This is a genomic window from Hydrogenobacter sp. (assembly GCA_041287335.1).
Lineage (GTDB): Bacteria > Aquificota > Aquificia > Aquificales > Aquificaceae > Hydrogenobacter.
Genome location: JBEULM010000056.1, coordinates 1 through 8,653 on the forward strand (window position 1 = coordinate 1; position 8,653 = coordinate 8,653).

An 8,653-nucleotide genomic window follows, 5' to 3' on the forward strand; every position below is an offset into this window, starting at 1 on the left:
TTTTCCCTCAAGGTGGAAAAGTCCTGCCTGCACTTTAACTACTCCTGCAGCTGTCCTGATGCGGGATACAGGCCTGAAAGACCCTGTAAACACACTCTGGCACTTGTCCTGAAAGCTCATGAAAAGCTTTTCGGATGCACCAAGCGCCTGACCTGACTGTATCTCCTGAGGGGCTTTTTTGCCCCTCCTTAGTGCTTTGCAAAATCATTGTCTATCAGGGTTTTTCTTCTTGCCGAAACATTGCCGAAAACTGATGTCAGTTAATATCCTATCATGTCCACTGATGTCTTATATGTTAAATTCACAAATTAAGTACTGATGCGGATTTGGTTGATATTTAAAGTGGAGCGGAGGGGACTTGAACCCCCGACCTCCTACACGCCAAGCAGGCGCTCTCCCAACTGAGCTACCGCCCCTAAGAGGAGATATATTTTAATTCATAAGTCTCCTTCTGTCTACGCTTTTCTTTTCAATATACGCCCTTAGCTTTAAACCTTCTCTCCTCTTTATGCGTTCTTTTTTCATCATCTGAACGCATTCCTCTTTAAGCACTCTCACAAAACTCACTAAGCTCATAAGTATATATTATAGCCGTTCCATCCTTTTAGCGTAAAGTGGTTGACTCTTCTTTACATAAAGTTACAAACTCACGGTCTACTGCATTCAGTACCATTCCTGTTTTCCGTACATAAGCAAAAAAGGCACTGTAAGAGCATGCGTCTTTATTTTTTGGATCTGGACAGTATCTTGAAGCTCGGATCATGTCCTCCAATTGTCTCTGTGTAAGTTCTCCTTTGAGGACAAAGGGTGTTATGAGTATCCTATCCCTAAAGTCAGAGCAACCTTTTAGAGGTATTTTCTTAGAATCTATCGTACCCGTAAGATTTAGCCCATACTTCAAGTCCTTATAATCAATGCTCCTTATTAAGCTTACCTGAAGGGGATCCATAAAACCTACATGCGACACAAGTACCAAAAGCGTATACCTTTTTTGCTCCAGCAGACTTCCAGATTTTACAAAAAGGTTGTAGCGTACATTATCTGGAGTATTAATACTGTAAATCAGGCATACTCCTTCCTTATCCACTTTCACACACCTTGCTTTTGGGAAACGTATTTCCGTTTTTACCGAAGGATTTGCCCATACGGTTGCAAACACTGAAAAAAGGATCAAAAGCGCTTTCAATTTCACATCAGTCTCCTTTATATATGGACCTTATATACGTTATGAGTTTCCATATGTCATCATCGGATAAACTTGAAAATGGAGGCATATCACCCACTACGTTCTCTCTTCCTATACGTACAAGCCCGTACTTCTTTCTAAGTTCTACACTTCCGAGCTTTATAAGGTTAAAAAGTACCGCATCGGACTTCCCATAAACCCATACCTTATTTATCACCGGGGGACACATACCACCTCCGCCGGTTCCTCCGTGACAGCCATTGCATCCGTTTGCAAACCAGAGCTTCCTACCTTCTTGTGCAGCTTTCTGATCGCCCTCGTAAGGATTCTTCATGGGTGGTAGCTTGGACTCGTTAGCTCTGTATGGGTTTTCATCCTCCGCAGATGAAGCAGGTGAGGATGTAAGGTAAGCGAGGAAAAGGCAGGAAAGTAAAAGCAGAGCTTTTAGACCCCTTTTTGCCATGACACGCCTCCTATAAAAAGAAATAATTACTTATTCTAACACTCTCTTTCTTCATTGTCAAGAAAGCCAATTTGGTACCAACCACTTATCCAAGTTCAACCTTCCAGCGTCATTATACACTACAAAACGCTTTCTGCTTAAAAAACCTATAAGTGTCATACCGAACTCTTTAGCGAGCTTTATCGCTAAAGTGGAGGGTGCGCCTATAGAAGCAAACATTGATGCGCCTGCCATAAGAGCTTTTTGTACAAGCTCGTAACTCGCTCTACCGCTCACAACAAGACAGATTTTTCTAAGGGGTATTTTGTTATTACGTAACATAAAACCTATGAGTTTATCCATTGCGTTATGTCTTCCCACGTCTTCCCTCACGCATACAAGATTACCTTCAAAATCAAAGGCTGCACAAGCATGCGTCCCACCTGTAAGGAGAAATTTCTCCTGATGCTTTCTGAGGATTTCAGGAAGTGCGTAAAAGTATTCGTCGTTCAATACGAATGTGTTGTCTTCCTTATTTGCGTAAGTTGGGATAATACTTTTGAGATGCTCAATACTCAGTTTACCGCATAGACCACACGCAGAGTTCATATAAGATACCCTTAGAAGGGGGGGAAGGTTCGTTACTTCAACGTTCCTTTTGAGGAATACATTTATAACGTTTCCTTGCTTTTCCTCACTGACGTTTTCACAGTATGAGATGTATTCTACATCCTTCGGACTTTTTATTACACCTTCGCTGAAAAGAAGTCCCAGAACTAAATCCTCATCCTCGCCTGGTGTTCTCATAGTGGTGTAAAGGGGAAAGCTTTCCCAACTATCTTTACCTTTTGCAAGCACGATCCTTATCTCTAAAGGCTCCTCAGATATAACGAGATCCTTCCTCCTTAGAGGTATCATGGGTCTGTGAATTACGAGAGTAGGGAATTCACAGTACGCACTCCTTCTGTAAGTCTTAGAGCTTTTCTTCATAATATTCCGCTTTTAAGCGCTCCAGTGCAGCACGTACAACGGGTATAAGCTCATGATCACCATTCTCTTCACAATAGCGTAAAAGCTCTTCCCTCATTATGGGATGCCAGAACTTTTTTATGTGATTAACAACTCCTTCCACACCTTCTTCAAAAGGGTAGTGTTCAAAAAAGTTGCCTATCTGATTAGCCATAAATATGAGATCTTTCACGCTCATGCTCAAACCTCTGTACCTGCTAACTCCTTTTGTGTGTATTTGCCAATAAGCTGTGGTTTTTGGTAAACCGGTGTTACTTGCACAGCTGTAACCTTATATTCGGGGCAGTTAGTAGCCCAGTCGGAGTAATCTGTAGTAACTACATTAGTATTTATTTCAGGAAAGTGGAAAGTGGTGTATACCACACCTGGCGCTACCCTATCTGAGATTTTAGCCTTCAGTATTACCCATCCCTTCCTGCTTTCTAACTTCACGTAATCTCCGTCTTTTATACCCCTTTGCTGTGCATCGTGAGGGTGTATCTCAAGCACATCTTCCTTATACCAAAAGATGTTTGGAGTTCTCCTCGTTTGTGTACCCACATTGTATTGAAAGAGTGTCCTTCCAGTAGTCAAAAGAAGGGGATACCTCTCTGTGGTTCTTTCGGGTGAAGGGACAAAGGCGGTTATATGAAACATTCCTTTACCCCTGACGAAACCATCCTTATGCATTATGGGTGTGCCTTCAGGTGCTTTTTCGTTACACGGCCATTGAATGCTCCCAAGTCTCTCCAATTTTTCGTAACTTACACCTGCAAAACTTGGAGTTAGCCTGGCTATTTCATCCATTATCTCGGAGGCGTGACTATAACGCATAGGATAACCCATAGCGTTCGCTATATCCATAACCACTTCCCATTCCTGCTTTCCACACATAGGAGGTATTACTTGTCTGACAAGTTGTATCCTTCTCTCGGCATTTGTAAAGGTACCATCCTTTTCAAGGAAGGAGCAACCCGGTAAAAATACATGAGCGTACTTTGCGGTTTCATTCATGAATATGTCATGTACAACAACGCACTCCATAGATTTAAGAGCCTGTATGACGCGATTCACATCCGGGTCTGACTGAAGTACATCCTCACCTTGTATGTATATACCTTTGAATTTTCCTTCCAACGCGAGCATCCACATATTGGGTATTCTAAGACCTGGCTCTGGATCTAATTTCACACCCCACACATCTTCAAAAAGCTTTCTAACTTCTGGGTCTGATACATGTCTATAACCACTCAGTTCGTGAGGGAAGGATCCCATGTCACAAGAACCCTGCACGTTGTTTTGTCCTCTGAGGGGATTAACACCGGTACCTTCCTTCCCTATATTGCCGGTGAGCATAGCGAGATTCGCAAGAGCTAAAACTGCCGTAGTTCCTTGCGTGTGTTCCGTAACACCAAGCCCGTAGTATATAGCCGATCTGCCTCCGGTTGCGTAAAGCCTTGCAGCACCTCTTATGAGCCTTGCCGGAACACCTGTTATACTTTCAACAGCTTCCGGAGAGTTTTCGGGTCGTAAAATAAACTCCCTCCACTTTTTGTAAGCTTCTATATCACATCTTTGCTCAATAAATTCCTTATTCTCAAGCCCTTCGGAAACTATAGTGTGAGCCATAGCGTTTAGTATGGCTACATTTGTACCAGGTCTTAGTTGAAGATGGTAGTCAGCTCTTATATGAGGTGTTTCGACAAGTTCTATTTTTCTTGGATCTATAACTATGAGCCTGGCACCTTCACGAAGCCTTCTCTTGAGAAGAGAACCGAATACGGGATGACCTTCGGTGGGATTAGCGCCCACTATCATAATGACATCAGCCCAACGAACCGAATCAAAATTATTTGTACCTGCTGAAGTACCAAAGGCTGCCTTTAGACCGTAACCTGTAGGAGAGTGGCATACCCTCGCACATGTATCCACGTTATTGTTGCCGAATACAGCCCTGACTAATTTCTGTATTATATACACTTCCTCATTGGTACACCTTGAGGATGTAATAGCTCCAATCGCATACTTTCCATACTTTTCCTGTATCCTTTTGAACTCTTTTGCTACGTAGTTTATCGCTTCTTCCCAGGATACCTCCTTCCAAGGTTCATCGATGCTTTTTCGTATCATCGGCTTTGTAACTCTATCTTCAGAATACACGTAAACCCACGCAAACCTACCTTTAACACATGAGTGTCCGTGATTGGCTCCACCTTCTTTGTTAGGTGTCATCCTTACTACTTTATTGCCTTTTACTTCCGCGTTGAAAGAGCAACCTACACCGCAAAAGGCACAGGTAGTTCTCACACTTCTATCAGGTATACCTTGCTCAATAACACTCTTTTCCATCAGCGCAGAGGTGGGGCATGCTAAAACGCACGCACCACATGACACGCATTCTGAGGTTGCGAACTTTCCAGTAGGTCCAGGCTTTACTAAGGATGCAAACCCTCTGCCTTCTACAGTCAGTGCTATGGTATTTTGGATCTCATCACAAGCTCTAACACACCTGTAACACACGATACATTTAGAGGGATCAAAAGTAAAGTAAGGGTTGCTCTCATCTTTCGGCAAGTTAAGATGGTTCTTACCATCAAAGCCATACCTAACTTCCCTTAGCCCTACGTATCCAGCCATGTCTTGAAGTTCGCAGTTGCCATTAGCAGGACACGTGAGGCAGTCCAAAGGATGATCTGATATGTAAAGTTCCATTATCCCTCTTCTGAGCTTTTCCAATTTTTCTGAATGAGTCCTGACCTTCATGCCCTCTTCCACAAGTGTGGTACAAGAAGCTGGATAACCTTTTCTTCCCTCAATCTCCACTATACACAATCTGCAAGAACCGAAAGCCTTCAGCGTATCAGTAGCACACAGCTTAGGTATTCTTATACCTGCCACAGAAGCCGCCCTAAGGACGGATGTCCCCTCTGGAACGCTTACCCTGATGCCATCTATCTCAAGTGTGACCATCTTGGAAGAATTAGAAGGCGGAGTTCCAAGATCTTTTATGGCTACATCAACAAACGCCATGACAACACCTCCTAAGAGTTAAATTTAAATTCCTTTCTTAGTCCGAGTTCTTCGGAAAAATGCTTTAGTATGCTAAGTACGGGATAAGGAGCCATACCACCCAGACCGCACAGAGATGTGTACATCATCACTTCCATGAGATCCTCAAGCAATGTCAGAAGCCTACCATCTTTACCGTTTTTCATCAATCTATCTATTAGCTCCATACCTCTTTGAGAACCTATGCGACAAGGTGTACACTTACTGCAAGATTCGTGAGCGCAAAACTCCATGGCGAACCTCGCCATGTACCAAAGATCCACAGTATCATCAAAAACTACCACACCACCGTGTCCCAAAATACCACCTATCTTTTGAAAAGCTTCATAATCCAAAGGCACATCCAACATACTTTCGGACAGATACGCTCCTAAGGGACCGCCCACTTGCACGGCTTTAACCGGTCTACCAGTGTAAGTACCTTCTCCAAACTCATATATGAGCTCCCTTAAAGTTATTCCAAAAGGAACTTCCACCAGACCGCCTCGCTTCACATTTCCAGAAAGCTGTACGGGAAGTGTACCCTTTGATCTTTCTGTACCGTAACTTGAATACTTTTGGGCTCCCTCCCTGATTATCCAAGGAACTGTAGCAATCGTGACCACATTATTAACGATGGTAGGTTTACCCCAAAGCCCGCTTACAGCAGGTACAGGTGGTCTTGGACGCACAATACCCCTTTTGCCTTCTAAACTTTCAAGCAAAGCGGTTTCTTCACCGCATATGTACGCTCCTGCACCTACATATAACTCAATGTCAAAGGCTTTCCCGCTCCCCATTATGTCTTTTCCAAGATATCCCCTCTCGTATGCTGTGTCTATAGCTTTTTGCAATACATTCCTCGCAAGGGGATATTCCGAGCGAAGGTATATGTATCCTTCTTTAGCGCCTACCGCAAGACCGGCTATTATCATTCCCTCTATGAGAAGGAAGGGATCGCACTCCATTATCATCCTATCCGAAAAGGTGCCAGAATCACCTTCATCAGCGTTGCATACCACGTACTTTTCATCGGAAGGAGTCTTAAAAACCGTCTCCCACTTTACACCTGTAGGGAAACCTGCTCCTCCCCTTCCACGAAGTCCTGACATCTTTATCTCATTAATAATATCTTTAGATTCCATACTTAGAGCCTTCTTAAGTGCGGAAAACCCACCGTGTTGAACGTACTCATCGATAGATAAAGGATCTATCAAACCTACACGTTCAAAGGTAAGTCTTGTCTGCCTTTTGAGATAATCAATTTCATCTACAAAACCTATATAAAGCGGGTGATTTTTGTTGTCCAAAAAGGCATCAAAGATTGAAGGGACTTCTTCCGGAGAAACATTTCTATATCCTATCCTCCCTCCGGAGGTTTGCACTTCCACGAGAGGTTCCAGCCAATACATACCCCTCGATCCGTTTCTCACAAGATCAAGTTTTATGCCCCTCCTTTTCGCTTCATTCCTTATCGCATCAGCAACTTCATCTGCTCCCATTGACAAAGAGGAAAAATCTCTTGGAACAAAAACTTTATGCTTACTTTCCATTTCCCTTTACCCCTTTTCTTAGTATGCTTTCTATGATAGCGTCTATCCTTTCAGGAAAAGCCCTACCGTAAAGTTTACCGTCAACCATAACTGAGGGTGCGCATGCACAGTTACCAAAGCAGTAAATATCCTCAAGGGTAAACATTCCGTCATTGGTGGTTTGACCGAAACCTATACCCAATTTGTTTTTTATATGTTCCTGTAGTATTTGTCCCCCCATAGCCAGACATGCTTCCGATCTGCACACTTTGATTATGTGTCTACCGGGTGGTTCAAGTCTGAAATCCGAGTAAAAGGTGATGACTCCCCACACCTCAGCCTTTGAAAGATTCAGCTCCTTTGATAGAATATCAACTACATTCTCAGGTATGTATCCGTATCTTTCTTGGATGATGTGCAGTATAGGTATGAGGGCATTTTTCTTACTCTTTAATCTGTTTATCTCTTCGTACATACCCCATTCCACCATGGCTATTTTTTTTAAACACCTCCGCTAATATAGTATGAGATGTGGGATACAATAGTGTATGATTGTCATCATATTTTATGAGCTTGAAACCACTGTATAGGCGTGTTATAGTATAACATGCCATGGAAGGGGAAACTATAAAGAACGTTAATTTTCCGAGTTTTTTGTTTGCGAGTTTAATAGCTGGGTATACCATGCTTCTCGTTGATTACGTATTTAGCGGATGGTTTGGTTTTTTTGGTTTGTATCATCGCCCAGATTCCCACATAGGTTTGTCCAATCCTTACTGGACACTCAAGCATGAAGTACAGTCCGTGATATTTTCACTGCCTTATGCCATCCATTTTGTTCGCATTGAGTTTATAAAAAGTCATGTACTGAAAGGTGTTTTGTATGGTATAATTTTTTACGTATTTACGCGCGTTGTGGGGTTCTTAGGAATGGTTGGCGGTGCATCGTGGCTGGTAAACTTTATGGATAAGCCCTTAGAAGCTCATGTATCCTCCCTTGTGCTTCACATCGTATGGGGATTTTTCTTGGGATACCTGTATAATCCACCTTCTGAGGGGAAAAGATAAGCGTGATATGGATATACTGAAATTGCTCGTGGATTACGGTGTGATAGGCTTTCTCGTATTTCTAAGCTTCATATCCGTAGGTACAGCCATAGAGAGGTACACCTTTATAAAAAAGGTGGATTTAAGTAAGTACAGCAGTAGACAGGACGTAGAGATGGAGCTTACGAAAGGCATGCACTGGATAGCTACCATAGGTTCCAACGCACCTTACATAGGTCTTCTCGGCACAGTTCTTGGGATAATGCTCACCTTTTACACTATAGGTCAGGAAGGTTTTGTGGACACAAAAAAGGTGATGGTTGGACTTGCACTTGCCCTAAAAGCTACCGCAGTAGGACTTTTGGTGGCTATACCTTCCACAGCTCTTTA

The 8,653-nt window shown here is 42.9% G+C and carries 10 protein-coding genes and 1 tRNA gene; 2 read left to right on the top strand and 9 right to left on the bottom strand.

Annotated features, from left to right (window positions below; all coding sequences use genetic code 11):
* Nucleotides 1–343: 343 nt before the first annotated feature.
* The 9 genes from ABWK04_08215 to ABWK04_08255 form a co-directional block, all read right to left on the bottom strand.
* A tRNA-Ala gene (locus ABWK04_08215) sits at nucleotides 344–416 on the bottom strand.
* A gap of 16 nt (nucleotides 417–432) precedes the next feature.
* Nucleotides 433–576, bottom strand: coding sequence for a hypothetical protein (locus ABWK04_08220; GenBank protein MEZ0361857.1), 144 nt, complete (start codon nucleotides 574–576; stop codon nucleotides 433–435).
* 28 nt (nucleotides 577–604) lie between these two features.
* Nucleotides 605–1,192 carry a hypothetical protein gene (locus ABWK04_08225; GenBank protein MEZ0361858.1) on the bottom strand — a complete coding sequence of 196 codons (588 nt, stop codon included), beginning with the start codon at nucleotides 1,190–1,192 and terminating at the stop codon, nucleotides 605–607.
* Nucleotide 1,193: 1 nt separating this feature from the next.
* On the bottom strand, nucleotides 1,194–1,649 hold the full coding sequence (locus ABWK04_08230) for a c-type cytochrome (GenBank protein ID MEZ0361859.1): 456 nt from the start codon (nucleotides 1,647–1,649) through the stop codon (nucleotides 1,194–1,196).
* A gap of 57 nt (nucleotides 1,650–1,706) precedes the next feature.
* Nucleotides 1,707–2,618 carry a formate dehydrogenase accessory sulfurtransferase FdhD gene (fdhD, locus tag ABWK04_08235; GenBank protein ID MEZ0361860.1) on the bottom strand — a complete coding sequence of 304 codons (912 nt, stop codon included), beginning with the start codon at nucleotides 2,616–2,618 and terminating at the stop codon, nucleotides 1,707–1,709.
* Nucleotides 2,602–2,835, bottom strand: a complete 234-nt coding sequence (locus ABWK04_08240) for a formate dehydrogenase subunit delta (protein MEZ0361861.1) — start codon at nucleotides 2,833–2,835, stop codon at nucleotides 2,602–2,604. Before ABWK04_08240 ends, fdhD begins: the two co-directional genes overlap by 17 nt.
* Nucleotides 2,836–2,837: 2 nt before the next feature.
* On the bottom strand, nucleotides 2,838–5,666 hold the full coding sequence (gene fdhF / locus ABWK04_08245; GenBank protein ID MEZ0361862.1) for a formate dehydrogenase subunit alpha: 2,829 nt from the start codon (nucleotides 5,664–5,666) through the stop codon (nucleotides 2,838–2,840).
* A gap of 11 nt (nucleotides 5,667–5,677) precedes the next feature.
* Complete coding sequence (locus tag ABWK04_08250) at nucleotides 5,678–7,237, bottom strand: NADH-quinone oxidoreductase subunit NuoF (protein MEZ0361863.1); 1,560 nt, start codon at nucleotides 7,235–7,237, stop codon at nucleotides 5,678–5,680.
* A complete protein-coding gene (locus ABWK04_08255) occupies nucleotides 7,227–7,706 on the bottom strand; it encodes a formate dehydrogenase subunit gamma (GenBank protein MEZ0361864.1) in 480 nt (159 codons plus the stop codon). The genes ABWK04_08250 and ABWK04_08255 overlap by 11 nt, the downstream gene beginning before the upstream one ends.
* A gap of 122 nt (nucleotides 7,707–7,828) precedes the next feature.
* Here ABWK04_08255 and ABWK04_08260 point away from each other — a divergent pair, with 122 nt between their 5' ends.
* Nucleotides 7,829–8,284, top strand: a complete 456-nt coding sequence (locus ABWK04_08260) for a hypothetical protein (GenBank protein ID MEZ0361865.1) — start codon at nucleotides 7,829–7,831, stop codon at nucleotides 8,282–8,284.
* A gap of 7 nt (nucleotides 8,285–8,291) precedes the next feature.
* On the top strand, nucleotides 8,292–8,653 hold a 362-nt coding region (exbB, locus tag ABWK04_08265; protein ID MEZ0361866.1), incomplete at its 3' end, for a TonB-system energizer ExbB.